Raw genomic sequence first — 26,473 nt, forward strand, 5'->3', positions numbered from 1 at the left:
CGTCCGCAATTGGGCGAAAGCGGACAGTTCGGTGTCAAACAAGCGCCAGCCTCAAGCAGCGCGACGCCGTTGTCAGAACACCGCCGCGACCATCTGGCGGAAGGCGTCGCCGCGGTGGCTGATCTCGTTCTTGGCGGGCTCGTCCATCTCGCCGAAGGTCTGGTCGTGGCCATCGGGCAGGAACACGGGGTCGTAGCCGTGACCCTTGTCGCCGCGGGGCGGCCAGACGAGCGTGCCGTCGACGCGGCCTTCGAACCATTCGACGTGGCCGTCGGGCCAGGCGAGCGCCAGCGCGCAGACGAAGTGCGCGTCGCGCGGCGCGTCGGGCTGCGCAGACAGCTTATTCTCGACCAGGCGCATCGCATGCGCGAAGTCCTTGTTCTCGCCGCCCCAGCGCGCGGAGAAGATGCCGGGATCGCCGCCGAGCGCATCGACGCACAGCCCGCTGTCGTCGGCGAGCGCGGGCAGGCCGGAGAGGTCGGCGGCGGCGCGCGCCTTCAGTTCCGCGTTCATGACGAAGGTGGTGCCGGTCTCCTCGGGCTCGGGCAGGTCGAGCGCGCCCGCGGAGACGACGTCGAGCCCGCGACCCTCGAGTAGCGCAGCGATCTCGCGCACCTTGCCCGCGTTGTGGCTGGCGATGACGAGCTTGCCGGGCTGGAGCTTGCGGATCGCCTGCGGTTCGTTGCCCTCGCCGCTCATTGCGTGGCGCGGTCCTGCGCGGCGAAGATCTCGGTGCAGCCGATCCGCGCTAGGCGGAGCAGGCGGAGCAACGCTTCCTCGTCGTAGGTGGCGTGCTCGGCGGTCGCCTGCGCCTCGGCGATGTGGCCGTTGCCGAGCAGGACGAAATTGCCGTCGGCGTCGGCGTTCGAATCCTCGAGGTAGTCGAGGTCGAGCACCGGCTGGCCCTGGTAGATGCCGCACGATACCGCGGCGACCTTCTGCGTGATCGGGTCGGCGGTGAGCTTGCCCTGCGCCATCAGCGTGTTGACCGCGAGACGGAGTGCGACCCACGCGCCCGAGATCGCGGCGGTGCGCGTGCCGCCGTCGGCCTGGATCACGTCGCAGTCGAGCGTGATCTGCCGCTCGCCGAGCAGCTTCATGTCGGTGACCGCGCGCAAGGATCGCCCGATCAGCCGCTGGATCTCCTGCGTGCGGCCCGACTGCTTGCCCTTCGCCGCCTCGCGGCTGCCGCGGGTGTGGGTGGCGCGCGGCAGCATGCCGTACTCGGCGGTGACCCAGCCCTGGCCCTTGCCGCGCAGGAAGGGGGGCACGCGCTCCTCGACGCTGGCGGTGACCAGCACGCGCGTGTCGCCGAAGCCGATCAGGACGGACCCTTCCGCGTGGCGGGTGAAATGGGGCTCGATCGTAATGGCGCGCATCTGGTCGGGCGCACGGCCGCTGGGACGCATGGGAACTCCTCGGGTGATTTGTCGCGGCCGTAGCGGGTGCGCGCGCGCGGCGCCAGAGCGCAGGCCCGGAGCGCAGACCTTCGCGCGCAGACCCGTGCGCGCGTTCATGGCGGCGACACGGTGGCTGGGGTAGGTGGGCGCATGCGAAACGCTATCCTGCTCGCCGCCGCCGCGATCCCGCTGTCGGCTTGTGTCACTATGCGTGGCGGGGCGGTGGACGCGCCTGCCGCGGCGACCGCGGCGCGCATCACCTACGATACGGCGGCGTGTTTCGGCACGTGTCCGGTCTACTCGGTCGAGGTCGACCTGGCGAGCGGGGCGGGCGTGTTCATGGGCAGGCAGCATACCGCCACGGTCGGCGCGGCCCGGTTCCAGGCGACGCAGGCGCAGGTGCGAGCGTTCGGTGCGGCGGTGGCCGAATTGCGCGGCGTCGACGGCGAGGGCGTAACGATCGACGGCACGCGCTGCGCGAGCTACGCGACCGACCTGCCGGGCGTGACGGTGACGTGGATCGGGGCGGATGGCACGCGGACGGTTAAGCGCGCGTATTTCGGATGCGGGGTGGACGCGAACCGCGCGCTGTTCGCGTCGCTGCGCTCGGTGCCCGACGTGCTGCCGATCACGCCGCTGATCGGGAAGTGAGCGGGGGCCGCACGGCTTGTCGCGGGGCGGCGGGCGTGCCTACATCGGCATCATGAGCGCGACCCCGCCGATCGCCGAACTGTCCGACCGCGCGCGCGACATCTTTCGCCGCGTGGTCGACGGCTACCTGCACGACGGGCAGCCGGTGGGGTCGAAGACGCTGGCGCAGGCGGGGCTCAACCTGTCGCCTGCGTCCATTCGCGGCGTGCTGGCGCAATTGGAGGCGATGGGGCTGCTCGCCGCGCCGCACACCAGCGCGGGGCGGATGCCGACCGAGCGGGGGCTGCGGCTGTTCGTCGACGGGATGATGCAGTCGCTTGAGCCGAGCGCGGAGGAGCGCGCGCAGATCGAGGCGCGCGCCGCCAATCGCGGGCCGGTCGAGGAAGCGCTGGCGGCGACGACCGCGGCGCTGTCGGGGCTGTCGGCGTGCGCGGGGCTGGTGATGGTGCCCAAGCGCGAGGCGGTACTGCGCTCGATCGGGTTCGTGCCGTTAGGTCAGGCACAGGCGCTGGCGGTGCTGGTGGCGGAGGACGGCGGGGTCGAGAACCGCGTCGTCGACCTGCCGCCGGGCGTCGCGGCGTCGGCACTGGTCGAGGCGGGCAATTACATGACCGCGACGCTCGGCGGACTGACGCTGGCGGAGGCGCGCGCGCGGATCGAACGCGAGCTGGGCGAGGGGCAGAGCGCGCTGGACGCCGCGGCACGCGCGCTGGTCGAGCGTGGGCTGGCGGTATGGAGCGAGGATGGTGCCAGGCGATCGGTGTTGATCGTGCGCGGGCAGGGACGGTTGCTCGACGACGCGGCGGCGGCGGACCTGGAGCGGGTGCGCGAGCTGCTCGACGACCTGGAGGGCAAGCAGGAGGTGGCGGCGCTGCTGGGGGCGGCGAGTGCAGGCGACGCGACGCGCATCTTCATCGGCGCGGAGAACAAGCTGTTCGCGCTGTCGGGATCGTCGGTGATCGCCAAGCCGTTCCGCGGCCATGATGGGCGCGTGGTCGGCGTCGTGGGGGTGATCGGGCCTACGCGGTTGAACTACGCGCGGATCGTGCCGATAGTGGATTTCACCGCGGCGACGCTCGCCCGCCTGATGGGTTGAGCGGCGCCACCACCTATTCTTACAGGGGCAATGATGGCCGACGAGACGACCGAAGACCTGCGCGAACAGACCGCGGAAGCAGCACCCGAGCTGGCCGAGCACGACGGCCAGGCGGCGCGCATCGCCGAACTGGAGGAGCAGCTCGCCGCCGCGCAGCAGGAAACGCTGTATGCGCGCGCCGACATCCAGAACGTGCGCCGCCGCGCGGAGAAGGACGCCGCCGACGCGCGCGCCTATGCCGCGACCAATTTCGCGCGCGACGTGCTGTCGGTCGCGGACAACCTGGAGCGCGGGCTCGCCGCGATCCCGGCGGAGCTGCGCGGCGACGACAAGTTCAAGGGGCTGGTAACCGGGCTCGAGGCGACCGGGCGCGAGCTGGAGAAGGTGTTCGAGCGCAACGGCATCACGCGCATCGCCGCGATGGGCGAACCGCTCGACCCCAACAAGCACCAGGCGATGATGGAGATGCCGAGCGACCAGGTGCCGGGCACGATCGTGCAGGAGATGCAGTCGGGTTGGATGATCAAGGACCGGCTGCTGCGCCCCGCGCTGGTCGCGGTGGCGAAGAAGCCGGACTGAGCGGCCTAAATCTCGATTGGATGACGAGGGCGGGGGTGCGAGCCTCCGCCCTTCGTCGTTTCGGCGGCGGGCATTGTGTCGGGCCGCGGTGGCGATAGAACACGCGCGCATGAACGAAAATCTCTCCGCCGATCGCCCGACCTTCGTCACCCACCTCGAATGTTCGATGACGGGGGAGCGGTACGAGGCGGACCAGCTCCACAATTTGTCGCGGGTAGGGCGGCCGCTGCTGGTGCGCTACGATCTGGACGGCGTCGGTGCGGCGATCTCGCGCGATCAGCTCGCCGCGCGCGAGACCGACCTGTGGCGCTGGCGCGAGCTGCTGCCGGTCAGGCACACGCGCGACATCGTCAGCCTGGGCGAGATCGAGACGCCGCTGATCCCGGTGCCCAAGAGCGGCGGCGCCAACGTGCTGGTCAAGGACGAGGGGCGATTGCCGACCGGCAGCTTCAAGGCGCGCGGGCTCGTCATGGCGGTGGCGATGGCGAAGGAACTGGGCGTCAAGCGGATCGCGATGCCGACCAACGGCAACGCGGGCGCGGCGCTGGCGGCGTACGCCACGCGCTGCGGAATCGAGACGATCGTGTTTTGCCCGGAGGACACGCCCGAGATCAACGTGCGCGAGATACAGGCGCAGGGCGCGCGGGTGTGGCGCGTCAACGGGTTGATCGACGATTGCGGCGCAATCGTGGGGAAGGGCGCGGCGGAGGGGCGCTGGTTCGATTTCTCGACGCTCAAGGAGCCGTACCGGATAGAGGGCAAGAAGACGATGGGGCTGGAGCTCGCCGCGCAGCTGGGCTGGCGGTTGCCCAAGGCTATCTTCTATCCCACCGGCGGCGGCACCGGGCTGATCGGCATGTGGAAGGCGTTCGACGAGCTGGAGCGGCTGGGCTGGATCGGCGCCGAGCGCCCGCGGATGTACGCGGTGCAGGCGTCGGGCTGCGCACCGATCGTGCGCGCGTTCGAGGCGGGCGAGGAGCATGCCGAGCGCTGGGAGGACGCGCACACGGTCGCGGCGGGCATCCGCGTGCCGCGCGCGGTGGGCGACTTCCTGATCCTGCGCGCGGTGCGCGAGAGCGGTGGCAAGGCGCTGGGCGTCGGCGATCCGGCGATCCTCAAGGCGGTCGACGAGTGCGCGCGGCGCGACGGGTTGCTGCTGTGCCCGGAAGGCGGCGCGACGCTGGCGGCGTACAAGCAGGCGCTGAAGGACGGCGAGGTGGACGAGGACGAGGAGGTGGTGCTGTTCAACTGCGCCACCGGGCTCAAATACCCGATGCCGGAAGCGCCCAACTGGCTCGACCGGCACGCACCGATCGACTTCGACCAATTGTAAATTAGCGCGGTTTGCGCCCGCGTCCCTGCGGTTCTACGCTGCTGCACGCCGTGCTGGGGAGCGCGGGCGTGGGGGAGTGTTGATGCGTAAGGTCTTGATCGTAGCGGCGATGCTGGCGGGATCGGTGCCGGCGAACGCGTGGGCGGCGGACAAGTGCGAGGTGCGCGTCGCGGCGACGCTGCCGGTGACGATGGCGGGCAGCAGGCCGATGGTGTCGGCCAAGTTCGGCGACAAGACCGCGCACTTCATTCTCGACAGCGGCGCCTTCTACAGCACGCTGTCGCGCGCGTCGGCGCAGGAATTCGGGTTGCAGATCCGGGCCATCAACGATTTCTACATCTCAGGCGTCGGCGGCAACGTGGCGGCGGGCGTCACGACGGCGCGGGATTTCTCGCTCGCCGGCATTCCGATCCCCAAGGTCGATTTCGTTGTCGCTGGCAGCGACACCGGCACCGCCGGGCTGATCGGGCAGAACATTCTGGGGTTGATGGACGTCGAGTACGACCTGCCACACGGGGTCGTCCGCCTGATGAAGGTGACCGGGTGCAAGGGCGGCAATCTGGCGTACTGGGCGGAGGGGCGACCGTTCAGCATGGTCGAGCTGATCCGCCCGTCGGACACCCTGTTCAAGCCGCACACGGTCGCGCCGATCCTGATCGACGGGCAGCGGGTGAAGGCGATGTTCGACACGGGCGCGGACGAATCTTTGCTGTCGAGCACGGTGGCCAAGCGGCTGGGCGCGGTGCCGGGCGGCGCGGGCGTGACCGAGGAGGGCTATAGCCGAGGGCTCGGGCTCCGCCACGTGCAGACCTATCGCGCGACCTTCAAGCAGATCGAGGTCGGCGGCGAGGCGCTGAAGAAACCGAGCATCCAGTTCGCCGACATGGGTGCGACCGACACGCAGATGCTGGTCGGCGTCGACTTCTTCCTGACGCATCGCATCTTCGTCGCCAATTCGCAGCGGGTGATGTTCTTCACCTACGAGGGCGGGCCGCTGTTCGGGCTCAATCCCCGGCGCGCGGTGAGCGCGGACGGGACGGTGATCGCGCTCACCGACAAGACGCCGCAGCCGACCGACGCCGCCGGGTACAGCCGCCGCGGCGCGGCGGCGGCGTCGAACAAGCGCTACGCCGAGGCGATCGCCGATTTTCACAAGGCGATCGCGATGGCGCCGGGCGAGGGGCATTATCGCTACCAGCGCGCGATGGCGCATTTCTCGATCGCCTATGACAAGCGCGGCAAGGAGCCGACCGAGGCGGAGAAAGCGGCGGAGAAGACGGGCGCCGCCGAACTCGATCGCGCGATCGAGCTGACGCCGAACGACGTCGATGCGCGGCTGCTGCGTGCCAGCCGGCGCTTGCGCGACGAGGACCGCGCGGGCGCGGGCGTCGACCTGCGCGCCGCCGATGCCGCGCTCGCGCCGCAGTCCGATCGGCGGCTGAGCGTCGGCGCAATGCTGACCGAGATCGGCGATTACGACCGCGCGATCGCCAATTACGATTCGTGGTTCAAGGCGCACCCGGAGGACAGCAGCCGCGCGAGCGCGTTCAACAGCCGGTGCTGGACGCGCGCGCTCGCCGGGCGTGAGCTCGACAAGGCACTGGACGACTGCAACGCCGCGCTGCGGCTGAGGAAGGGCGACCCCAGCACGCTCGACAGTCGCGCGCTGGTGCGGTTGCGCTGGGGGCAGTGGAAGCAGGCGGTGGCGGACTATGACGCGGCGTTGAAGGTCGACCCCGACAATGCCTGGTCGCGCTACGCCCGCGGGGTCGCGTTGACGCGTGGCGGGGACGCGACGCGCGGGAGCGAGGACCGGGCGGCGGCTATCAAGCTCGACGAGAAGATCGAGGAGCGCGCCAAGCGGTACAACCTGACCTATTGAGTCACGCGCCCGCCGCGCGCCGATGGGCTGCGGCGGCGCGTCGCCGTTCACGCGCCCGCGTAGATGCGGTCGAGCGCGCGCGCGGTGGCGACGAACTCCTCCGCTCGCGCGTCGAAGCGCGGGTCGGCGGCGAGGCGGCGCGCCCAGTCGGCGGCGACGCGGCCGCCCCATGCCTCCGGCGGCTGCGCGATCGTGGTCGCCTGCGTGCCGTTGTTGTGCGTCGTGGTGAAATCGTAGAACGAGCCGCCGACGTTGCGCATCGTGGCACCGCCGTTCGTGCCGTAGAAGCTCGCCTCGATCACCGCGTCCTGTCCGGCGTGGAGTCGCCACGAGCAGGCGAGCCGGACCGCGACATGGTTGTCGAGCGTCAGGGTGGCGACGGCGTAATCCTCCACCGTGTCGCGTTCGGCCAGCGGCTCGCCACCGGCGAACAGCGACGACGAGACCGACTTGACGTCCTGCCCGGTCAGCCACATCGCGAGGTCGACGAGGTGGATGCCGAGATCCATGACGCAGCCGCCGCCCGATTGCGCGCGGTCGTAGAACCACGGCTTGTCGGGTCCGTAGGCGTTGTGGAACACCAGATCGATCGCGAACAGTCGGCCGAGCGCGCCCGCGCGCACCAGTTCGGCGATCTTCTCCATGCCCGCGGTGAAGCGGTACGACAGGTCGACGCCGAGCAGCCGGTCGGCGGCGCGCGCGGCGGCGACCACCGCCTGCGTCTCGGCGGCGTCGCGGCCGAGCGGTTTCTGGCAGAACACCGCCTTGCCCGCCTGCAGCGCCTGGATCGACTGCGCGGCGTGGAGCGCGCTGGGGCTGGCGATGACGACCCCGTCCAAATTCAGGCCATTGGGGTCGAGCGCGAGCATCGCGTCGAGGTCGTCCACCACCTGCGCATCTGGCGCGAGCAGGGCGGCGTCGCGGATCATGTCGGGCGAGGGGTCGCTGATCGCGGCGGCCTCGACCAGGCCGGTGGTGAGCATCGCCTCCATGCGGTGACGCCCGATCCAGCCGACGCCGAGGAAGCCGAGGCGCAATTTGCGGGAACCGGGCTCACTCATAGGTCACCAGTGCCTTGACGAAGCCCTGCGGCTTGTCGCGGGTGGCGCGGATCGCGTCGGACACCTGGCGCAGAGAATAGCGGTGGGTGAGCAGCGCGGCGAGGTCGATCTGCCCGGAGGCGACCGCGTCGATCGCCTCCTCCACGCCGCGGCACTGTACCGCTGGGTCGCGCTCGTGCGCGTTGACGACGTCGATCCCCTTCCAGTTCCAATCCTGCATGTTGACCTGGCGCGGGCCGTCCTGGTGATAGCCCGCGACCACCAGCCGCCCGCCGAAGCCGATCAGCGCGGTGGCGAGGTCGAGCGGCCATTGCTTGCCGACCGCCTCGATCACGCGCTCGCACATCGCTTCGCCGGTCAGGCGCTTGACCTCCTCGATGATCGCCCAGTGATCGTGCATCGGGATCGTCTCGGCCGCGCCGAAGCGGCGGGCGAGGTCGAGCGATTCCTCGCGGCGCGAGATCGCGATCACGCGCGCGCCGGCGTCGGTCGCGAGTTTGGTGAGCACTGCGCCGAGGAAGCCGATGCCGATGATCGCGACCGTCTGTCCGGCGCGGATGTCGGAGCGGCGGAAGATGTTCATTGCGCAGCCGAGCGGCTCGCCGGGGAAGGGTTGATCGCCGAGCGCGGCGGGCAGCTTCACCACCATGTCGGCGGGCGCGACGTCGTAGTGCGCGAAGCTGTGCCCGGCGAGGAACGCGACGCGGTCGCCGGGCGCGAGGTCGGAAACGCCGTCACCCAGCGCGTCGATCACGCCCCAGCCCTCGTGCCCCATGCCGCCGGGCGCGCCGGGGAAGGTCGACCAGGGTTGGCCCTCGAACGGCTCGACGTTGGACGCGCAGACGCCGCAGCCCTCCAGCCGGATACGCACCTCGCCCGCGGCCGGGGCGGGCAGGTCGACGTCGGTGATCGTCATTTCTCCGGGCGCGGTCAGCACCGCGGCCTGCATCGTCGTCATTCGGGTCTCCTCGCGCGCGCGGCGCCAACTGGCGCGCCCGATGCCCGCTATGACGCGCGGCGTCCAGCCGGCGCGGGGGGCGCGTCCTCTATATTCGGCTTGTGCGATGCAATTGCGTGCGAGAGGGAGCGATCGGCAGCAGCCAAGCATTGTGTGCGCGCTGCTTGGCGGGGACGGCTAGATATCGCATAGCGGCGCGGTAACATAGGTTGCTCGCCGGCGGGCGGCGCATCAGGTCGCGTGGGCGGGACTAAGAGAAACATGGATCAACGCGACGACTGGCACCTGACCGACATGATCGAGCACGAGACCGGGCGCGGCGATCCGTTCGCGGCGGCGGTGCGCGCGACGCGGATGCCGATGATCGTCACCGATCCCCGGCAGGACGACAATCCGATCATCTTCTGCAACGAAGCGTTCCAGAAGCTGTCGGGGTACGACCGCGCGGAGATCATCGGCACCAACTGCCGCTTCCTGCAGGGACCGGATACCGATCGCGAGAAGGTCGCCGAGGTTCGCGCCGCGGTGGAGGCGGGCACCGACGTGGCGGTCGACCTGCTCAACTACCGCAAGGACGGCTCGACCTTCTGGAACGCGTTGTACGTCAGTCCGGTGCGCAACAAGGACGGCGAGATCGAGTTCTTCTTCGCCTCGCAGATGGACGTCAGCGGGCGCGTCGAGGCGCAGGAAGCGATCGCGCGGCAGAAGGCGGAGGTCGAGCGCGAGGTGGAAGCGCGTACCGCCGACCTGAAGGCGGCGCTGGACGACAAGACGCTGCTGCTCCACGAGGTCGATCACCGGGTGAAGAACAACCTGACCATGATCGGGTCGTTGCTGCGGTTGCAGGCGCGCGGCATCGCCGATCCGGCGATCCTCGCGCGGCTCGACGCGATGCTGGAGCGGGTCGACGCGCTGGCGAGCGTGCACCGGCGCTTGTACCAGTCGGACGACGTGACGCGGTTCGACGCCGGCGGCTTCGCGGTCAATTTGGCCAACGACGTGGTGGCGTCGAGCGGGCGGACCGAGATCGCGGTCGAGGCGGACGTGGTGCCGCTCGACATCGCGTCGACCAACGCGTCGGCGTTGGGTCTGGTGTTGAACGAGATCGTGACGAACGCGGTCAAGCACGGGTACGCCGACGGGCGCGCGGGCACGCTGCGCGTGGTCGCGCGGCGCGAGGGCGATCAGGGCGTGATCAGCGTCGCCGACGACGGCCCCGGTTTCGACGCTGAGACGATGTCGGAGGAGGGGCTGGGTCGCGTGCTGATCACGCGATTGTCGCGGCAGATCGGTGCGAGCGTCTCCTGGAGCTCCGCCGCACCGGGCGCGCGCGTGACGATCCGGTTCGCGATGGAGCAGGGCGCGTGATCCGGCTGACGAGTCCGTTCCGCGTGCTGATCGTCGAGGACGAGGCATTGCTGGCGATGGACATCGAGGCGCTGGTGGAGGACGCCGGGCACCAGGTGGTCGGCGAGGCGGCATCGGTGCACGAGTTGGAGGCGCTGCCGCTATCGGCCGAACCCGACCTCGCCTTCGTCGACCTGCAACTGGCGCTGGGGACCAACGGGCTGGACGCGGCGAAGTTGATCCGCGAACGGTGGGCGCGCGCGGCGGTTATCTTCGTGACGGCCAACCCGAAGAAGATACCGGAGGATTTCGCGGGCGCGCACGGCGTGATCCCCAAGCCGTTCTCACGCGCGGGGCTGACTTCGGCGTTGCGCTACATCGAGGAAGGGTTGACCACGCCGCCGCCGACCAGTCCGCTGCCGGCGAGCTTCATCGCGTCGCCCGCGTTCGCCGCGAGCTGGGGAGCATGATCGCGCACCGGTCGCATAGTTCCATCCGGCGGGGATGAACCGAACCGCGCCCTCATCGTTACCAGCAGTCCACGGCGCGTCGGCGCCAGTATCTTCTCACCACGTGGATTAGGAGCGTAACGATGAACAGCGATCAGCTGAAGGGCACCGGGAACGACGTCAAAGGTCAGGTCAAGGAAGCGGTGGGCAACGCGACCGGCGACACGCAGACGCAAGGGTCGGGCATCGCCGACCAGGTGACCGGTTCGGTGCAGAAGACGGTCGGCGCGGCGAAGGAAGCGGTGACCGAGAATGTCGCGCCGCTCGCCGGACAGGCGAAGGGTTTCGCCAAGCAGCGCCCGTTCGCGACCGCCGCACTGGTCGGCGTGGTCGGCCTGGCGCTGATCAACACGCTGCGCGGCAAGAAGAGCGCCTGAACGATCGATCGGACGCGCGGGCGATCGCGCGCGCGTCCCTTACTGCACCTCGACCAGCGGCAGGCGCGATAGCGCGGCCGGGTCGAGCGAAGTTTCCAGCGCGGCGTCGCGTACCCGCACCTGGTCCTTCGGTAAGCGCCGCAGCGTCTCGCCGACACCGGCGACCCCGCCCTCCCGCACGATGAAGAAGTCGATCGTCCCGCCCGCGCAGGTGGCCAGCGCGTCGACGCTGTGCGCGATCACCTGCCCGTCGCTGCCGGTCACCGGCAGTCCGTCGATCCGGGAGATCGAGAACAACCGCTCGCGCGCCAGTTCCGTGCTGCGCGCTTGCTCCACCTCGGCCGCGTCGCTGAACTTGGCGCGGCGGCCCAGCCAGCGCCAGATGCCGAACACGTCGACGACGCCGAGGAACACGTTCGACCACAGGAGCTGCGTCTGGCCGCTCTCCAGCCCCACCACAATCCACGCGACCGCGCCGATCGTGAACACGACGAAGCCCCAGCCGGTGACACGCGCGCCCAGGTTGGACGCGGTCATCAGCGCCGCGACGCAGGTCGCCGCGAGCGCGATCCATCCGGCGACGTCCTGCATGCTGGTATTCCTTTAGCGCGCGAGTGGTGAGCGGCTGTAGTCGTCGAGCAGCGCGGCGACGTCGTCGTAGATCGCGCCCGCGCCGGCGCGGTGCAGGCTTCGGTCGGAGAAGCCGCCCGAGCGCACGGCAACGGTCGTGGTGCCCGCGCGCGCCGCGGCGACCACGTCGTACGGCGTGTCGCCGACGATCCGCGCCGCGCCGGGCGCGACGCCGAGCCGTTTCAGTGCCGCGGCGAAGATATCGGGGGCGGGCTTGGTCGTGTCCGCGTCGTCCTTGCTGGTCGCGGCCGACACGATGTCACCGACGCCGAGCAGGTCGACGTAATGGTCGAGCTCGTCCTTGCTCGCCGAGGATGCGAGCGCGACCTTCTGCCCCTGCGCGGCGACGTGGCGCAGCAGGTCGGCGGCGTGGGGGAAGGGTTGAACGCGGGAAAGGTAGCGCTCCGCGAAGATCTCGCCGTGGCGCGTCGACAGCGCCTTCGCCTCGTCCTCGCTCGCGTCGGGGATAAGGGCGGGCACCAGCAGGTCGCCGCCCTTGCCGATCTGATCGTGGATGTCCGCGGGCGTGATCTCGTAGCCGCGCTCGCGAAAGGCGTGCTGCCACGCCCAGACGTGGTAATCGTTGCTGTCGACCAACGTGCCGTCGATGTCGAAGATGATCGCCTGCGGCGATGCCTGGCGCGGCGCACGGCGCGAGGACCAGGCGAGCAGGCCGGTGGCGGCGAGCAGCACGGCGCCGGGCAGCGCGCGCCCTTCGCGTCGCAAGAGCGACAGGCCGAGCGTCGCGCCGAGCGTCTCGGTCATGCGCAGCTTCTCGAGCCCGACCAGCCGCGTGACCTGCGTCGCGACGCGGCCGGTGGCGTAGGCGTTCAGCCCGCCTTTGTCGTCGCTGGGGGCAGCCGGCGCGGCCGGCTGGTTCGAGGCAAGATTCGGGGTCGCGGCAGGCGCCGGGTCGCCTGCGACGTGGTCGGCCACCCAGGCGCCCCGCTCGCCCAACGGCCGGTTGCCGCGGGTGGTGTCCTGCGCGGTCTGGTGTTCGAGCTCGGAGTTGAGCTCTGCGCCGAACAGCAGGATATAGCTCGACAGGTACATCCAGGTGAGCAGCACGATCACGGTGCCGAGCGAGCCGTAGGTGGCGTCGTAATTGCCGAAATTGGCGACGTAGATGCCGAACCCGATCGTCAGCACCAGCCACAACAATGCCGCTAGGAGCGAGCCCGGGGTCAGCCAGGTCCAGCGCGCGTTGCGGCGGTCGGGACCGTAGCGGTAGAGCGTCGCTGCGCCGGTCGCACCCGCCACCGCGAGCAGCAGGTAGACGACGACCTTGCCGAGCACCGCGACCGGGCCGGGTAGCGTGGGGAGCAAAGTCTGCAGGAAGCCGAGCACGGTGACGGCGACCATCGCGACGATCGCGACCAGGACGGCGCAGGCGGTGATCGCGAGCGCCAGCAACGTCACGCGGACGAAGCCGCGCGTCTCCTCCTCCTCGTAGGCGACGTTCAGCGCGGTGATGACCGCGCCCGCGGCGTTGCGCGCGCCGAACAAGGCGATGCCGAGCGCGACCAGCAGGCCGAACCCCTTCTTTCCGTCCGACGTCTGCACCACGGTGAGCAACTGCTCGCCGATCAGGCGTGCGACCTGCTGCGGCAGGACGGAGGTGAGCGTGTCCATGTTGCTGGTGACGGTGTTGGCGTCGGCGACGAGCCCGTAGGTGAGGACTATCGCGCCGAGCAGCGGGACGAGCGCGAGAAAACCGTAGAATGCGACGCCGGCGGCGATAAGGCCGATGTTGTCGTTGCCCGTCTCCGCCCAGGTCCGCTTGGCGACCGCTTTCCAGGCGGGCAGGGGCATGGTCCACGGTGATCGCGCGTCGGTTCCGTTCTGCTGCACGTCGTGGTCGCCCCCTTTGCGATTATACCGTGACAAACAGACGCTCACCGCGGTCGTTCCGACGTTGATCCGTATCAGGCGATTGGCAACGCGCGCATTCGCGGCGTGCGGCAGCGGGGAACCGGCGTGCCGACGCGCGCGCTTGAGGATGGAACAGGAAAGGATGATCCGATGGTCGAGGCGAGTTGGAGCGGGGGCGAGACCGGCGCGATCGCGTGGACGATGAGCGCGTCGCTGGAGGATGTGCCGCGCGGCGGCGAGCAGGTGCCCGAGGTGACCAGCCTGGAGCGCGCGGTGCGCGCGTGGCGCGAACTCTCACCCGATCAGCGGGCAAGTGCCGTGTTGACGGCCGAGCGTCCCGTCACGCTCGCCGACGAGCCGCCGGTCGACCGGTTCGTGGGCGACGCGATCGGGCGGTTGGCGGAGCACCTGCCAGACAACGACGCGGGCGGCTGACGCCGCGGCGGAACACCGGCGCGTCACGAGGCTTGTAGCATCCGCTGAGCAGATAGAAGAGGTTCTGAGACATGGCATCCAGCCAGATGGAGATCGATCACTCGACCATCCTCGACAACATCGAGGGCGAGCAGGTCGAGTTCACCGCCGAGGTGGACGCGGAAGAATATGAATTCGCGGTCCAGTACGACGTGCTGGAAGCGCTGAGCGGCGATCGCCCCGACGGCGACGGCGCCGAGATGTTCCAGCGGTTCATCGACCCGATCACCGATGCCGCGCTGTCCGCGCTGGCACGCAACTCCGACCAGGCGATCATCATCGTAAGCGAGAACGATCTCGAATGACGACGAGGGAAACCCAAACCACGATAACACGAGAGGACGAAGCGATGACCGACCAGCCTTCGAAGGAAAACCAGTCCGACTCATTCTCCGACGCGGCGAAGCGCAGCCAGGATGCGGGCATCGCGGACGAGAGCGCGGCGTATCAGAATGCGACGGTGCCTACCGAGGGTGGAAAGCCAGCCGAGGACAGCGAAGCTCATCCGAGCTGAGGGTTAGCTGAACACGACTTGGCGTTGCCCACTACGCGGCGACGCCGGTCGGACGGCCGAAGTCGAAGGCCTAGAATAGCATCAGCAGCGGGAATGTGGCGGACGCCGACGATCAGCGACGCGCGTGGCTATCACTCACGGCCACTGCCTCCACCCGATCGAGCCGGCGGAGCAGGTCGGCGAACACGTCGTCCCGCGGCACGGGGAAGTGACGCGAGAAGCTGGTGCCCAGCACGTCGAGGTCGCGCTGAGTCAATAGTCCTGCCGAGACGATCCTGTCAGTCACAGTGTTTCTCCTGCGGTCTGAACGGCTCCGGACGTGATTGGTGCCGCACGAATGTTCGACGCAGCGAGAAAAGCACGAAAGCTCATTTACTTAAGCCGCGGCGACGGACGCATGCCGCGCTGCGGAACGCCTCGCGCGCCCTTATCTCTGCGCAACCATGACGAATGATTATCCGATTATCCTCGCGCTCGGCGACAGTCTGGTCGCGGGCTATGGTCTGGCGCAGGACGAGGGGCTGGTGGCGATGCTGCAGCGGCGGCTGGCGGTACGGTGGCCGCGTGCCTCGGTCATCAACGCGGGCGTGTCGGGCGACACCAGCGCCGACGTCTACAGGCGACTGCCGCGACTGCTGACCAGCCTGTCGCATCGACCCGATCTCGCGCTGGTTCAGGTCGGGCCGAACGACCTGCTGCGCGGTGTCGCGCCGGCCGAGCTGCGCGCCAACCTGTCGGCGATCGTGCGCAACCTGTCGGCGTGCGGCATCCCCGTGCTGCTGACGCGGGTGGAGCCGCCGCCGATCCTGCGCGCGCGTGCCGCGCCGTATCAGGCGATTCACGCCGACGTAGCGCGCGACACGGGCGCCGCCTTGTGCACGTTCTTCCCCGCCGGCGTGCTGGGGCACCCGGACATGGTGCTGGGCGACCGCGTCCATCCCCAACGCGCGCGCGATCGCGGCGGTCGCCGACCACCTGCTGCTGCACGTCGAGGCCGCGCTGCGGCAGGCTCGCGATAATGCGCCGTGATTGGGAGCGATATCGGCACGAGGGCGGAAGCAGCGGGGCCCTTCACAAGTCGGTCGCGGCTTGGGTAGTGGCGAGCGGATGTCGGCTATCCTGATCGCCCGATGGCTGCGCGCGTGGCTGCTCGCGCTGCTGTTGCTCGCCGCGCCCGCGGCGGCGCAGACCGCGTCGGTCGCGGCGCTGACCGCGCAGTTGGCGCAGGCGGAGCGCGACGTGCTGGCGGTCGACCGCGCGCTCGACGCGCGCGTCGACGAGGAGAAGCGCCAGTTGCTTCGCTCCAGGGCGCTGGCGGCACAGGATGCCGCCATCGACGCGGCGGGGCAGTTGCAGGAACGGCTCACACTGGTCGATGCCAAGGTCGCGCAGCTCGGGACCCCCGCGGCGGGGACGAGCGAGGCGCCGGACATTCGCGCGCAACGCGCCGACCTGGCGCGGCAGCACGCGGCGCTCGACTCGGCGGTCAAGCGAGGGCGCCTGCTGGGCGTCACCGCGCAGCAGCTGATCGACGAGATCGCGCAGGGTCAGGCGGCGCAGTTCGGCGAGCGATTGTGGGCGCACAGCCCGTCGCCGCTGTCGCCCACGTTCTGGCGCGCGGTGCTGTTGTCGGCGCCGCGCGACCTGCGCCGCGTTTCCACGTTCGTGACGAGCGGCATCGTGCAGGCACGCGCGCAGTCGCGCGGCAGCGTGCCGTGGCAGGCGCTGCTGGGCGTGATCGTCTTCGTCGCGGTGCTGGGACCGGGGCGGCTGGCGCTGTGGCGGGTCGGGCAGCGCTTGCTGATCGAGGGCGCGCCGGGACACCGGGTCAGGCGATCGGGCTACGCGATCTGGCGCATAACGGTTGGCACGCTGACGCCGCTGCTGGCGAGCTTCTCGCTGGTGCAGGGTTTGCGCTGGGCGCGGCTGGAGGCGGCGAGCTGGAGCCCAATGCTCGACGGGCTGATCGCCGCGACGACCTTTGCCGGATTGACCGCGTCGGCGAGCGGCGCGCTGTTGATGCGCAGCCAGCCGTCGTGGCGGGTCGCGTCGATCGGCGACGCCACGGCGACGCGGCTGCGGCCGTTCTCGCTGATCCTGGCCGGGCTGTCGTTCGCGACGATTACCGTCGACGTGTTCAATCGCGCGGTGAATGCGAGCGTCGCGGCGCGAGTGGCGTCGCAGGTAGCGGAAGCGTCGCTCCACCTGCTGCTGCTCGCCGCGACGCTGCTGGCGGTCGGGCGACTGCGCGCGGAGCAGGCGAGCGACGCGACCGGCGAGACCACGCGCGCCGGACTGGGCGCGGTGACGCTGCTCGCCTGGCTCGTCGCCGTCGCGGCGGCGCTGGCGCTGCTGGTCGGCTATGTCGGGCTCAGCCTGTTCCTGGTGCAGCTGGTCGCGTGGGGCACGGTGCTGGGGTCGGCCACCTACCTGCTGATGGCGGCGATCGACGACGTGTCGACCAGCCTGTTCAGGCGCAGCAGCGCGACCGGGCGTACGCTGGTGCGCGCGCTGGGGCTGCGCGGGAGCAGCATCGACCAGTTCGGCGTGTTGCTGTCGGGGTGCTTGCGCGTGGTGGTGGCGCTGACCGCGCTCGGGCTGCTGTTGTCGCCGTTCGGCGCGGGCAACGGCGTGTCGGCGCTGTTCGGCCGGCTGGGTACGTTGTCGCAGGGCGTCGAGGTCGGCGGCGTGCCGGTGTCCCCGGGCACGATCGTGCGCGGGTTGGTGGTGCTACTCGTCGGACTGGCGCTGGTGCGCGCGTTTCGGGGCTGGCTGGAGGGGCGCTACCTGCCCGCGACCGACCTGGACGTGTCCGGGCGCAATTCGGTCAGCCTGGTCGCGCGCTACGTCGGGGTCGCGCTGGCGGTGATCTGGTCGCTCGCCTCGCTCGGCATCGGGGTGGAGCGGATCGCGCTGCTGCTGTCCGCGCTGTCGGTCGGCATCGGGTTCGGGTTGCAGGCGATCACGTCCAATTTCGTGTCGGGGCTGATCCTGCTGGCCGAGCGGCCGATCAAGATCGGCGACCTGGTGCGCGTCGGCACCGACGAGGGCGACGTCAAGCGGATCAGCGTGCGCTCGACCGAGATCGAGCTGGCGGACCATTCTACGCTGATCGTGCCCAATTCGGAGCTGATCACCAAGACGGTGCTCAACAAGACGCTGGCGAGCCCGCTCGGGCGTATCCAGATCCAGTTCGCGGTGCCGCTGGGCAGCGACGCGGTACGGGTGCGCGCGATGGTGCTGGAGAGTTTCGCGGCCGAGCCGGCCGTGCTGGCCGACCCCGCGCCGTCGGCGTTCGTCGACTCGATCGCGGACGGGCGCATCCTGTTCAACTGTTTCGCGCACGTCGAGACGCCGCGCGCGGCCTATGGCGCGCGATCTGCCGTGTTCATGGCGCTGCTGGCGCGCTTTCGCGACGAGGGGATCGACATCGGCACGGTGCCGCAGCGGCTGGAGATGGTGGCCGCGCCGATGCGACAGGAGGCGGCGGATCGCCGTGACGGAGACGCAGCGGAAAAGGGTGACGCGCGCGATTGATCGGCTAAACAAGCGGCAAAAGAGGGGACATCTGCATGACCTACCGTGCCGCCACCGCCATCGCTTTGTGCCTGATGGCGGCCCAGCTATCCGCCCCAGGAACGGCGCAAGTCGCGCCGACCAACGCGCCGACGCCGGTCGAGCAAACGCAGGCGCCGGAGAACCAGATCACCCAGCCCAATCCCGAGGTTGTGACCGACCGGCCGATGGTCGCACCGCCCGCGACGCCCGCGCCCAACGCCAACGCGCGCACCGTCGCCACCGCTCCGGCGAAGGCGCCGAAGTGGGACGTGAGCGCGCCGCCGGGACTGCGCACGCGCGAGGTCGCGATCAACACCGATAACGGCAGCTGGATGAACGTCGACGTCTCCCCCGACGGGCGGCTGGTCGCGTTCGACATGCTCGGCGACATCTACACGATGGCAATCGCGGGCGGGACGCCGACGCGCATCGCGCAAGGATTGGCGTACGAGCATCAGCCGCGCTTCTCGCCCGACGGGCGGCGGATCGCCTTCACGTCGGATCGCGGCGGCGGCGACAACATCTGGGTGATGAACGTCGACGGCAGCGACAAGCGTCAGGTGACGAAGGAGGAGTTCCGCCTGCTCAACCAGCCGTCGTGGAGCCCCGACGGGCGCTTCATCGTGGCGAAAAAGCATTTCACCACCGGCCGCTCGCTCGGCACCGGCGAGGTGTGGCTGTACCATGTTTCGGGCGGCGGCGGCGTGCAGCTGGTCAAGCGCAAGAGCGAGCAGCTGCAGAAGGAACTGGGCGAGCCGATCTACGCGCCCGACGGCAAGAGCATCTTCTACACGCGCAACGTCACGCCGGGCCCGATCTTCGAATATGCGCAGAATTCGCGCACCGACCTGTTCAACATCGAGCGCTATGACATCGACTCTGGCGAGGTCACGACCGCGGTGTCGGGGGTCGGCGGATCGGTGCGCCCGACGCCGTCGCGCGACGGCAAGCGGATCGCGTTCGTGCGGCGCGAGAACAACCAGACCAAGCTGTGGGTCAAGGAGCTGGCGACCGGCGTCGAGCGCGTCATCTACGGCGATCTCGACCGCGACGTGCAGGAAACCTGGGCGGTGACGGGCGTGTACCCCAACATGGCGTGGACGCCCGACGATGCGGCGATCCTGATCTGGGCGGGCGGGCATATCCAGCGCGTCGCGGTCGACGGCTCGGACGCGCGGGTGGTGCCGTTCCGCGTCAACGACACGCGCGTGGTGATCGACGCGACGCACCCGCAGGTCGAGGTCGCGCCCGATCGCATCCAGACGAAGATGCCGCGCTGGGCGAGCGTGTCGCCCGACGGGCGCCAGGTCGTGTTCGAGACGTTGGGTAAGTTGTACGTCAAGCCGATGACGGGCGGCACCGCGCGGCGGCTGACCCGCGCGACCGACGAGTTCGAACTCTGGCCGAGCTGGTCGCGCGACGGCAAGCAGATCGTGTTCGTCGGCTGGACCGATGCGGGGCTGGGACAGATCAAGACGGTCGCGGCGGGGGGTGGCTCGGCCAAGGTCGTGACGACCGCAGCGGGGTTGTATCGCCGGCCGCATTTCTCACCCGACGCCAAGGTGATCGTGTTCGAGCAGGGCGAGGGCGGCGGGCTGACCGCGGCGCGCGGGTCGGGCGGGTCTGGCGCGTACCGCGTCGCGGCGGCGGGCGGCGCGCCGGTCAGGATCGCGGAGGGCGCGTTCGAGCCGCAGTTCGGCGACCGGAACGACCGCGTGTTCCTGCTGACCAGCGAAAAGGACAAGCGCCAGCTCGTCAGCACCGACCTGAACGGCGAGGCCCGCCGCGTCCACGCGCAGGGCGAGCTGGTCAGCGACTATCAGGTGTCGCCGACGGGCGAGTTCGTCGCGTTCAAGCAGAATTACCAGGCGTTCGTAATGCCGCTGATGCCCGGCACGCAGGGGGTCGAGACCGACAAGAAGGCGGGGCCGCTGCCCGTCACGCAGGTGAGCGCGGACGGGGCGGACTTCATCAACTGGTCGAACGACGGCCAGGCGCTGCACTGGAGCACCGGGCCGACGCTCTACACCGCGCAGGTGAACGCGCTGTTCCGGCAGGCGCCTGCGGGCGAGAATGCGCCGAAGTTTGCCGCGCCGCGCACCGGCGTGTCGCTGTCGATGGACGTGCCCGCGGCGAAGCCTACGGGCACGGTCGCGCTGACCGGCGCGCGCGTCGTGACGATGGCGCGCGGGGACGGCGGGATCATCGACGATGCCACGATCCTGATCCGCGGCGACCGCATCGTCGCGGTGGGCCCGCGCGCCTCGGTCGCGATCCCGGCGGGGACGAAGACGATTGACGTCGCGGGCAAGACGATCATCCCCGGGCTGGTCGACGCGCACGCGCACGGGCCACAGGGCGACGACGAGTTGGTGCCGCAGCAGAACTGGAACGCGATGGCGAACCTCGCGCTCGGCACGACGACGATCCACGATCCGTCGTCGCGGTCGGCCGAGATCTTTCCCGCCGCCGAGATGCAGCGCGCGGGGCTGATCCTGGCGCCACGCATCTTCTCCACCGGCGAGATCATCTACGGCGCGAAGTCACCCGACGTGTACGCGGAGATCAACAGCTACGACGACGCGCTCGCCGACGTGCGGCGGTTGAAGGCGCAGGGCGCGCACAGCGTCAAGAACTACAACCAGCCGCGGCGCGAGCAGCGCCAGATGGTCGTCGCCGCCGCGCAGGCCGAGGGGATGGAGGTCGTGCCCGAGGGCGGGTCGCTGTTCACGCAGGACGTGACGCTGATCCAGGACGGTAACTCGACCGTCGAGCACAACGTGCCGCTGGAGCATTTCTACGACGACCTGATCCAGCTGTGGACGCAGACCAAGGTCAATTACACGCCGACGCTGGTGGTGACCTACGGCGGGCCGGCGGGCGATCCGTACTGGCGCGCGCACAGCGACGTGTGGCGCCACCCGATCCTGTCGCGCCACGCGCCGCCCGCGCTGCTCGCGGCGCAGAACGCGCGGCGCGAGCTGGCGCCCGAGGAGGATTACGTCGACGACGAGAGCGCGCGCGAGGCGAAGAAGCTCGCCGACAAGGGCGTGCAGGTGTCGATTGGCGCGCACGGGCAGCAGGCGGGGCTGGGCGCGCACTGGGAGATGTGGAGCTTCGCGCGCGGCGGCTGGTCGCCGATCGAGGCGCTGCGTGCGGGCACGATCGCGGCGGCGACCTCGCTCGGATATGAAAAGGATGTCGGCTCGCTGGAGCCCGGCAAGCTCGCCGATCTGGTGGTGCTCGACGCCGATCCGACGGTGAATATCCGCAACAGCGACAAGGTCAGTCGCGTGATGCTGGGCGGGCATTTGTACGACGCGGCGACGCTCAACGAGGTCGAGACCGGCACCCGCCAGCGGATGCCCTATTGGTTCGAGGGCGCGAACGGGGGCGGAGGCACGGGCACGCGAATGACGACCGGGCACGGTTACGGCGACGCGGACCAGGATTGACCTGACGCTAGCGGAGGCGATCTGCTAGGGGCGCGCGGTCGTCAGCGTGCCCCCAAGTGGATGAGAATGACCGAGACTTCGCCCCTCCCGCCGATCCTCGTCGCGGCGCTGTACCAGTTCACGCAGTTGGACGACGTGGCCGCGGTCAGGGCGGCGCTGCTGCCGGTGTGCGAGGCGGCGGCGGTGCGCGGATCGCTGCTGCTCGCGCGCGAGGGCATCAACGGCACAATCGCGGGCAGCGACAACGGGATCGCGGCGGTGCTGGCGCATCTGCGTGCGCTGCCGGGATGCGCGGGGCTGGAGGTCAAATACTCGCGTACCGGCGCTTTGCCGTTCGGGCGGATGAAGGTGCGGCTGAAGCGCGAGATCGTGACCATGGGGCAGCCCGACCTCGACCCGGTCGACGGCGTCGGCGCGTACGTCGAGCCCGAGGACTGGAACGCGCTGATCGACGATCCCGACACGATCGTGATCGACACGCGCAACGACTACGAGGTCGCGCTCGGCAGCTTCGCGGGGGCGATCGATCCGGGGACGCGGAGCTTTCGCGACTTTCCGGCGTGGTTTCGTTCGCGGCGCGCGGAGATGGTGGGGGAGGGGCGCGCGCCGAAGATCGCGATGTTCTGCACCGGCGGTATCCGCTGCGAGAAGGCGACCGCGTTCGTGCGGGGCGAGGGCATCGAGGAGGTATTCCACTTGAAGGGCGGCATCCTCAACTACCTGGAGCAGGTGCCGGAGGCGGAGACGCGCTGGCAGGGCGAGTGTTTCGTGTTCGACGAGCGGGTCAGCGTGACGCACGACCTGACGCCGACGCACCGGGCGATGTGCAAGGCTTGCCAGCGGCCGGTGGACGACGAGCGCGGGTGTGGGTGCAGGGGGTAGGCAGGGTGGGTGCATGGCGCCACGGCGTCCTCGCTCATTATTCCGGCCTTGAGCCGGGAACCCGCTGCCGTGGCCGCTGAACGGCAGCGGGATCCCGGATCAGGTCCGGGGTGACGGGAAGAAGGTGTAGCAGCTACACGCCCGCGCTCGCCGCCGGGCGGTTGCGCATCGCGCCCATCCAGCGCGCGACGTGGACGTGTTCGGGCGCGGGGGCGAACTTGACCATGCGCGCGAAATCGATGCCGGCGATCGCGACGACGTCGGCGATGGTGACCCGGTCGGCGGCGATGAATTCGCTCTCGGCCAGGCGGCGGTCGAATACCTTGATCGCGCGGGTCGCGGCGGCGGCGTTGCTCTCGGCGATCGCGGGTATCTGCGTCTCGATCGCGGCGAGCGCGGGATGGCCGTGGCGGACCGACATCATCAAGGGCGTGGCGAGCAGCATCTCGGCGCGGCGCATCCACATCTCGATCACCGCGGTCTCGCGCGGGTCGGTGCCGAACATGTTGGGTTCGGGATAGACGCTCTCGAGGTAGCGGCAGATCGCGATCGACTCGGTGATCGTCGTCTCGGCGTCGATTTCCAACGCGGGGACGTTGGCGAGCCCGGCGCGCGCGACATAGTCGGGGGCGCGGTGCTCGCCCTTGAGGATGTCTGTCTGGACGATCTCGATATCCTCGATCCCCTTCTCCGCCATGACCCAGCGGACACGGCGCGGGTTGGGCGCGCGGCGGCTGTCGTAAAGGCGCATCATGCCTTCTCCCCCGCGCCGATCTTGTCCTGCGTCTTCGTCTCGAAGTCGCTGGCGTCGTGGCGCTCGTGGAGCTGGCTGGCGGGGTCGCCCATCACGCGGTTGACCATGCGGCCGCGCTTCACCGCCGGGCGATCGGCGATCCGGTCGGTCCAGCGCAGGACGTTCTCGTAGTCGGCTACCTGGAGAAAGGTGCCCGCGTCGTAGACCAGCCCCTTCACCAGCGCGCCGTACCACGGCCAGATCGCCATGTCGGCGATCGTATAGTCCGCGCCGGCGATGTACTCGCTCTCCGCCAGGCGACGGTCGAGCACGTCGAGCTGGCGCTTCACCTCCATCGCGTAGCGGTCGATCGCATACTCGATCTTGGTGGGGGCGTAGGCGTAGAAATGGCCGAAGCCGCCGCCGAGCAGCGGGCCCGCGCCCATCTGCCAGAACAGCCACGACAAGCATTCCGCGCGCGCGGCGGGTTCGGTGGGGAGGAAGGCGCCGAACTTTTCCGCCAGATAGACGAGGATCGAGCCCGACTCGAACACGCGGACGGGCGTGTCGTCGCTGCGGTCGACCAGCGCCGGAATCTTCGAGTTCGGATTGGCGGCGACGAAGCCGCTGGAGAATTGGTCGCCCTCGTTGATGCGGATCAGCCAGGCGTCGTACTCGGCGCCCGCGTGGCCGGCGGCGAGCAGTTCCTCCAGCATCACCGTCACCTTGACCCCGTTGGGCGTGGCGAGCGAGTAGAGTTGCAGCGGGTGGCGCCCGACCGGCAGCTCCTTGTCGTGCGTCGCGCCCGCGGTCGGGCGGTTGATGTTGGCGAAGCGCCCGCCGTTATCCTTGTTCCAGGTCCAGACCTCGGGCGGCGTATAGGTGTCGGTCACGGCTGCATCCTCTCAGGCGGCGATCGGCCGAGCCTAGCCGCGCACGCGGCGCGGGTCCAATCGGCCGCGCTCGTGGGTAACAGCGAGGCGGCGAAGTGGAGGAAGTTGAGGTTCACGCGCACGTTCTCGTTTCCGACATTTCTCGCCCGGTTCGGGATTGAGCGGGTCAGCGGAGGACGTGGCGTATCGTGGCGCCGTAGGACAGCGGCGAGCGGTGTTTCTCTGCGGTGAGAGGTGATTGCCGATACTGCAAGTGGAGGAAGTGGAGGAAGTGGAGGCTCGCGCGCGAGTCTCCACTTCGACCTTTTCCCAGTCGTGAAGGATTGCTGCGGGCGTGAGGTTGGCTGGTCGCAGCCGGGTAGGACAGGCCGGTCGAGCACCGGCCTGTGACCGGGGTGAACTAGGCGGCGATCGCCTCCAGCTGCTCGCTCAGTTCGAGCCAGCTCTGCTCGGACGCGTCGATCTGCTCCTGCACGCTGGCGCGGCGCTTCATCAGCTCGGTCATGCTGAGCTTGGCGAGCGGACCCTGTGCGGTCGAGGGGTCGAACATCGCGCGGTCGAGCGCGCTGCGCTGCTCGGTGAGTTTCGCTAGCGCAGCCTCGGCGTCGCGCGCCTGCTTGCGCAGTAGCTTGTCCTGCTCGCGCTGCTCGGCCAGCTTGCGCGCGTCGGCCTTCGCCTTGGCCTTGGACTGCTTGCCCGAGCCGTCGCCCGACAGGATCAGCTTGATGTAATCCTCGATCGCGCCGTCGAAGTCGCGCGCGGTGCCCCCGTCGACCAGCACGAGGCGGTCGGCGGTCATCTCCAGCATGTGGCGGTCGTGGCTGACGATCACGACCGCGCCAGTGTAGCCGTTCAATGCCTGGATCAGCGCCTCGCGCGCGTCGACGTCCAAGTGGTTGGTCGGCTCGTCGAGGATCAGCAGGTGCGGCGCGTCGCGGGTGATGAGCGCGAGTGCGAGCCGCGCGCGCTCGCCGCCCGACAGCTTGCCGACCTTGGTGATCGCCTTGTCGCCCTGGAACCCGAAGCGGCCTAGCTGCGCGCGCACCGCGGACGGGGTCGACCCTTCCATCAGCGACGACATGTGCTGGAGCGGCGTCTCGTCGCGGTCGAGCTCCTCGACCTGATACTGGGTGAAATAGCCGACGCGCATCTTGCCGCTCGCCTGCATCGCGCCCTCCATCGGGGTGAGCTGCGCGGCGAGCAGGCGCGCGAGCGTGGTCTTGCCGTTGCCGTTGCGGCCGAGCAAGGCGACGCGCTCGTCGGGGTCGATGCGCAGGTTCAGGCGCTTCAAGATCGGCGTCTCGTTGTAGCCGACGGTGGCGAGGTCGAGCGTGATGAGCGGGGGGCGGAGCGCGGTCGGATCGGGGAAGTCGAACGACAAGGACGGATCGTCCATCACCTCGGCGATCGGCTGCATGCGGGCGAGCGCCTTGACGCGCGACTGCGCCTGCTTGGCGGTGGAGGCGCGGGCGGAGTTGCGCGCGACGAACTCCTTCAATTTCTCGCGCTCGGCCATCTGCTTCTCGCGCGCGGCGGCCTGCTGCGCCTGGCGCTCGGCGCGCTGGCGCTCGAACGCGTCGTAGCCGCCGGGGTAGAGCGTCAGCTTGCCGCGATCGAGGTGAAGGATGTGGTCGACGACGTTGTTGAGGAAGTCGCGCTCGTGGCTGACGACGACGATCGTCGCCTGGTATGACTTGAGGAAGTCCTCTAGCCACAGCACCGCTTCGAGGTCGAGGTGGTTCGACGGCTCGTCGAGCAGCAGCAGGTCGGGGGCGGAGAACAGCAAGGAGGCGAGCGCGACGCGCATCCGCCAGCCGCCCGAGAAGCTCTCCAGCGGGCGGTTCTGCATCTCCTCGTCGAAGCCGAGCCCGACGAGGATACGCGACGCGCGCGCGGGCGCCGACCAGGCGTCGATCGCCATCAACCGCTCGTGAATGTCGCCGAGCCGGTCCATGTCCTCCATGTTCTCGCTCTCGGCGAGGAGCGCGGTACGCTCGACGTCGGCGGCGAGCACGGTGTCGATCGGGGTGGAGTCGCCGCCCGGTGCCTCCTGCGCGATGTATCCCAGACGCGCGCCGCGCGGCATGTCGGCGCTGCCGGTGTCGGGCTCCAGCATGCCCGCGATCACGCGCACCAGCGTCGACTTGCCCGCGCCGTTGCGGCCGATCAGCCCGATACGCCCGCGCGGCGGTAGCGCGGCGGTGGCGCGATCGAGGATCGTCCGGCCGCCGAGGCGAACGGTGATGTCGGAAAGATTAAGCATGCGCGC

At 69.7% G+C, this 26,473-nt stretch carries 25 protein-coding genes; 15 read left to right on the forward strand and 10 right to left on the reverse strand.

Features of this window, described 5'->3' with window-relative positions; translation table 11 throughout:
* Positions 1 to 72: 72 nt before the first annotated feature.
* A complete protein-coding gene (gene rdgB / locus ACFDS6_RS05570; protein ID WP_375271125.1) occupies positions 73 to 699 on the reverse strand; it encodes an RdgB/HAM1 family non-canonical purine NTP pyrophosphatase in 627 nt (208 codons plus the stop codon).
* A complete protein-coding gene (gene rph / locus ACFDS6_RS05575; protein ID WP_375271126.1) occupies positions 696 to 1,409 on the reverse strand; it encodes a ribonuclease PH in 714 nt (237 codons plus the stop codon). The genes rdgB and rph overlap by 4 nt, the downstream gene beginning before the upstream one ends.
* Positions 1,410 to 1,550: 141 nt before the next feature.
* Here rph and ACFDS6_RS05580 point away from each other — a divergent pair, with 141 nt between their 5' ends.
* From ACFDS6_RS05580 to ACFDS6_RS05600, 5 genes are all read left to right on the forward strand, one after another.
* The gene (locus ACFDS6_RS05580; RefSeq protein ID WP_375271127.1) at positions 1,551 to 2,051 is read left to right on the forward strand and encodes a DUF6438 domain-containing protein; all 501 of its coding nucleotides are present in this window, start codon (positions 1,551 to 1,553) and stop codon (positions 2,049 to 2,051) included.
* Between the two features lie 52 nt (positions 2,052 to 2,103).
* Positions 2,104 to 3,147 (forward strand): heat-inducible transcriptional repressor HrcA, encoded by a 1,044-nt coding sequence (hrcA, locus tag ACFDS6_RS05585; protein WP_375271128.1) that lies wholly within the window; start codon positions 2,104 to 2,106, stop codon positions 3,145 to 3,147.
* Between the two features lie 30 nt (positions 3,148 to 3,177).
* Positions 3,178 to 3,726, forward strand: a complete 549-nt coding sequence (gene grpE / locus ACFDS6_RS05590) for a nucleotide exchange factor GrpE (RefSeq protein WP_375271129.1) — start codon at positions 3,178 to 3,180, stop codon at positions 3,724 to 3,726.
* Positions 3,727 to 3,835: 109 nt separating this feature from the next.
* Entirely contained in the window at positions 3,836 to 5,059 is a 1,224-nt protein-coding gene (locus tag ACFDS6_RS05595; RefSeq protein ID WP_375271130.1) for a threonine synthase, read from the forward strand.
* 82 nt (positions 5,060 to 5,141) lie between these two features.
* Positions 5,142 to 6,941 (forward strand): aspartyl protease family protein, encoded by a 1,800-nt coding sequence (locus ACFDS6_RS05600; RefSeq protein ID WP_375271131.1) that lies wholly within the window; start codon positions 5,142 to 5,144, stop codon positions 6,939 to 6,941.
* Between the two features lie 47 nt (positions 6,942 to 6,988).
* Here the strand turns inward: ACFDS6_RS05600 and ACFDS6_RS05605 are convergent, their stop codons facing one another.
* Together ACFDS6_RS05605 and ACFDS6_RS05610 are read right to left on the reverse strand one after the other, a co-directional pair.
* On the reverse strand, positions 6,989 to 8,002 hold the full coding sequence (locus ACFDS6_RS05605) for a Gfo/Idh/MocA family protein (RefSeq protein WP_375271132.1): 1,014 nt from the start codon (positions 8,000 to 8,002) through the stop codon (positions 6,989 to 6,991).
* On the reverse strand, positions 7,995 to 8,960 hold the full coding sequence (locus ACFDS6_RS05610) for a zinc-binding dehydrogenase (protein ID WP_375271133.1): 966 nt from the start codon (positions 8,958 to 8,960) through the stop codon (positions 7,995 to 7,997). Before ACFDS6_RS05610 ends, ACFDS6_RS05605 begins: the two co-directional genes overlap by 8 nt.
* 261 nt (positions 8,961 to 9,221) lie before the next feature.
* Between ACFDS6_RS05610 and ACFDS6_RS05615 the strand changes: the two genes are divergently transcribed.
* The 3 genes from ACFDS6_RS05615 to ACFDS6_RS05625 all read left to right on the forward strand — a co-directional run bounded on the left by ACFDS6_RS05615 (position 9,222) and on the right by ACFDS6_RS05625 (position 11,193).
* Positions 9,222 to 10,328 carry a PAS domain-containing protein gene (locus ACFDS6_RS05615; RefSeq protein ID WP_375271134.1) on the forward strand — a complete coding sequence of 369 codons (1,107 nt, stop codon included), beginning with the start codon at positions 9,222 to 9,224 and terminating at the stop codon, positions 10,326 to 10,328.
* Entirely contained in the window at positions 10,325 to 10,777 is a 453-nt protein-coding gene (locus tag ACFDS6_RS05620) for a response regulator (RefSeq protein WP_375271135.1), read from the forward strand. Before ACFDS6_RS05615 ends, ACFDS6_RS05620 begins: the two co-directional genes overlap by 4 nt.
* A 122-nt stretch (positions 10,778 to 10,899) precedes the next feature.
* Positions 10,900 to 11,193, forward strand: a complete 294-nt coding sequence (locus ACFDS6_RS05625; RefSeq protein ID WP_375271136.1) for a CsbD family protein — start codon at positions 10,900 to 10,902, stop codon at positions 11,191 to 11,193.
* 39 nt (positions 11,194 to 11,232) lie between these two features.
* Here the strand turns inward: ACFDS6_RS05625 and ACFDS6_RS05630 are convergent, their stop codons facing one another.
* Together ACFDS6_RS05630 and ACFDS6_RS05635 are read right to left on the reverse strand one after the other, a co-directional pair.
* Positions 11,233 to 11,784, reverse strand: a complete 552-nt coding sequence (locus ACFDS6_RS05630) for a PRC-barrel domain containing protein (protein ID WP_375271137.1) — start codon at positions 11,782 to 11,784, stop codon at positions 11,233 to 11,235.
* 12 nt (positions 11,785 to 11,796) lie between these two features.
* The gene (locus tag ACFDS6_RS05635; RefSeq protein WP_375271138.1) at positions 11,797 to 13,674 is read right to left on the reverse strand and encodes a YhjD/YihY/BrkB family envelope integrity protein; all 1,878 of its coding nucleotides are present in this window, start codon (positions 13,672 to 13,674) and stop codon (positions 11,797 to 11,799) included.
* 171 nt (positions 13,675 to 13,845) lie between these two features.
* On the opposite strand from ACFDS6_RS05635, the gene ACFDS6_RS05640 reads away from it, so the two are divergent.
* The 3 genes from ACFDS6_RS05640 to ACFDS6_RS05650 all read left to right on the forward strand — a co-directional run bounded on the left by ACFDS6_RS05640 (position 13,846) and on the right by ACFDS6_RS05650 (position 14,683).
* Positions 13,846 to 14,130, forward strand: coding sequence for a hypothetical protein (locus ACFDS6_RS05640; RefSeq protein WP_375271139.1), 285 nt, complete (start codon positions 13,846 to 13,848; stop codon positions 14,128 to 14,130).
* 71 nt (positions 14,131 to 14,201) lie between these two features.
* A complete protein-coding gene (locus ACFDS6_RS05645; RefSeq protein ID WP_375271140.1) occupies positions 14,202 to 14,474 on the forward strand; it encodes a hypothetical protein in 273 nt (90 codons plus the stop codon).
* 44 nt (positions 14,475 to 14,518) lie between these two features.
* A complete protein-coding gene (locus ACFDS6_RS05650; protein ID WP_375271141.1) occupies positions 14,519 to 14,683 on the forward strand; it encodes a hypothetical protein in 165 nt (54 codons plus the stop codon).
* Between the two features lie 112 nt (positions 14,684 to 14,795).
* Here the strand turns inward: ACFDS6_RS05650 and ACFDS6_RS05655 are convergent, their stop codons facing one another.
* Positions 14,796 to 14,969, reverse strand: a complete 174-nt coding sequence (locus tag ACFDS6_RS05655) for a hypothetical protein (protein ID WP_375271142.1) — start codon at positions 14,967 to 14,969, stop codon at positions 14,796 to 14,798.
* Between the two features lie 157 nt (positions 14,970 to 15,126).
* On the opposite strand from ACFDS6_RS05655, the gene ACFDS6_RS05660 reads away from it, so the two are divergent.
* The 4 genes from ACFDS6_RS05660 (at position 15,127) to ACFDS6_RS05675 (ending at position 22,578) form a co-directional block, all read left to right on the forward strand.
* The gene (locus ACFDS6_RS05660) at positions 15,127 to 15,702 is read left to right on the forward strand and encodes a GDSL-type esterase/lipase family protein (protein WP_375271143.1); all 576 of its coding nucleotides are present in this window, start codon (positions 15,127 to 15,129) and stop codon (positions 15,700 to 15,702) included.
* Positions 15,703 to 15,790: 88 nt separating this feature from the next.
* Positions 15,791 to 18,220, forward strand: coding sequence for a DUF3772 domain-containing protein (locus ACFDS6_RS05665; RefSeq protein ID WP_375271144.1), 2,430 nt, complete (start codon positions 15,791 to 15,793; stop codon positions 18,218 to 18,220).
* Positions 18,221 to 18,255: 35 nt separating this feature from the next.
* Positions 18,256 to 21,696 carry an amidohydrolase family protein gene (locus ACFDS6_RS05670; RefSeq protein ID WP_375271145.1) on the forward strand — a complete coding sequence of 1,147 codons (3,441 nt, stop codon included), beginning with the start codon at positions 18,256 to 18,258 and terminating at the stop codon, positions 21,694 to 21,696.
* Positions 21,697 to 21,762: 66 nt separating this feature from the next.
* Complete coding sequence (locus ACFDS6_RS05675) at positions 21,763 to 22,578, forward strand: rhodanese-related sulfurtransferase (RefSeq protein WP_375271146.1); 816 nt, start codon at positions 21,763 to 21,765, stop codon at positions 22,576 to 22,578.
* A 133-nt stretch (positions 22,579 to 22,711) separates the two neighbouring features.
* On the opposite strand, the gene ACFDS6_RS05680 is transcribed toward ACFDS6_RS05675, so the two are convergent.
* The 3 genes from ACFDS6_RS05680 to ACFDS6_RS05690 form a co-directional block, all read right to left on the reverse strand.
* Complete coding sequence (locus tag ACFDS6_RS05680) at positions 22,712 to 23,332, reverse strand: glutathione S-transferase family protein (RefSeq protein WP_375271147.1); 621 nt, start codon at positions 23,330 to 23,332, stop codon at positions 22,712 to 22,714.
* Positions 23,329 to 24,204, reverse strand: coding sequence for a glutathione-dependent disulfide-bond oxidoreductase (gene yghU, locus ACFDS6_RS05685; protein WP_375271148.1), 876 nt, complete (start codon positions 24,202 to 24,204; stop codon positions 23,329 to 23,331). Before yghU ends, ACFDS6_RS05680 begins: the two co-directional genes overlap by 4 nt.
* 400 nt (positions 24,205 to 24,604) lie before the next feature.
* Positions 24,605 to 26,467, reverse strand: a complete 1,863-nt coding sequence (locus tag ACFDS6_RS05690; RefSeq protein ID WP_375271149.1) for an ABC-F family ATP-binding cassette domain-containing protein — start codon at positions 26,465 to 26,467, stop codon at positions 24,605 to 24,607.
* Between the last annotated feature and the right edge of the window lie 6 nt (positions 26,468 to 26,473).

Source organism: Sphingomonas sp. (assembly GCF_042095875.1).
Lineage (GTDB): Bacteria > Pseudomonadota > Alphaproteobacteria > Sphingomonadales > Sphingomonadaceae > Sphingomonas.

Bases quoted from the DNA above. Each gene is read 5' to 3' on its own strand.
- ACFDS6_RS05645 (WP_375271140.1), top strand. From the start codon at position 14,202: ATGGCATCCAGCCAGATGGAGATCGATCACTCGACCATCCTCGACAAC.
- ACFDS6_RS05615 (WP_375271134.1), top strand. From the start codon at position 9,222: ATGGATCAACGCGACGACTGGCACCTGACCGACATGATCGAGCACGAG.
- ACFDS6_RS05625 (WP_375271136.1), top strand. From the start codon at position 10,900: ATGAACAGCGATCAGCTGAAGGGCACCGGGAACGACGTCAAAGGTCAG.
- ACFDS6_RS05650 (WP_375271141.1), top strand. From the start codon at position 14,519: ATGACCGACCAGCCTTCGAAGGAAAACCAGTCCGACTCATTCTCCGAC.
- ACFDS6_RS05660 (WP_375271143.1), top strand. From the start codon at position 15,127: ATGACGAATGATTATCCGATTATCCTCGCGCTCGGCGACAGTCTGGTC.
- ACFDS6_RS05675 (WP_375271146.1), top strand. From the start codon at position 21,763: ATGACCGAGACTTCGCCCCTCCCGCCGATCCTCGTCGCGGCGCTGTAC.
- ACFDS6_RS05680 (WP_375271147.1), bottom strand. From the start codon at position 23,332: ATGATGCGCCTTTACGACAGCCGCCGCGCGCCCAACCCGCGCCGTGTC.
- ACFDS6_RS05670 (WP_375271145.1), top strand. From the start codon at position 18,256: ATGACCTACCGTGCCGCCACCGCCATCGCTTTGTGCCTGATGGCGGCC.
- ACFDS6_RS05610 (WP_375271133.1), bottom strand. From the start codon at position 8,960: ATGACGACGATGCAGGCCGCGGTGCTGACCGCGCCCGGAGAAATGACG.
- hrcA (WP_375271128.1), top strand. From the start codon at position 2,104: ATGAGCGCGACCCCGCCGATCGCCGAACTGTCCGACCGCGCGCGCGAC.
- rdgB (WP_375271125.1), bottom strand. From the start codon at position 699: ATGAGCGGCGAGGGCAACGAACCGCAGGCGATCCGCAAGCTCCAGCCC.
- ACFDS6_RS05600 (WP_375271131.1), top strand. From the start codon at position 5,142: ATGCGTAAGGTCTTGATCGTAGCGGCGATGCTGGCGGGATCGGTGCCG.
- rph (WP_375271126.1), bottom strand. From the start codon at position 1,409: ATGCGTCCCAGCGGCCGTGCGCCCGACCAGATGCGCGCCATTACGATC.
- ACFDS6_RS05580 (WP_375271127.1), top strand. From the start codon at position 1,551: ATGCGAAACGCTATCCTGCTCGCCGCCGCCGCGATCCCGCTGTCGGCT.
- ACFDS6_RS05605 (WP_375271132.1), bottom strand. From the start codon at position 8,002: ATGAGTGAGCCCGGTTCCCGCAAATTGCGCCTCGGCTTCCTCGGCGTC.
- ACFDS6_RS05640 (WP_375271139.1), top strand. From the start codon at position 13,846: ATGGTCGAGGCGAGTTGGAGCGGGGGCGAGACCGGCGCGATCGCGTGG.
- ACFDS6_RS05690 (WP_375271149.1), bottom strand. From the start codon at position 26,467: ATGCTTAATCTTTCCGACATCACCGTTCGCCTCGGCGGCCGGACGATC.
- grpE (WP_375271129.1), top strand. From the start codon at position 3,178: ATGATGGCCGACGAGACGACCGAAGACCTGCGCGAACAGACCGCGGAA.
- ACFDS6_RS05630 (WP_375271137.1), bottom strand. From the start codon at position 11,784: ATGCAGGACGTCGCCGGATGGATCGCGCTCGCGGCGACCTGCGTCGCG.
- ACFDS6_RS05595 (WP_375271130.1), top strand. From the start codon at position 3,836: ATGAACGAAAATCTCTCCGCCGATCGCCCGACCTTCGTCACCCACCTC.
- ACFDS6_RS05665 (WP_375271144.1), top strand. From the start codon at position 15,791: ATGTCGGCTATCCTGATCGCCCGATGGCTGCGCGCGTGGCTGCTCGCG.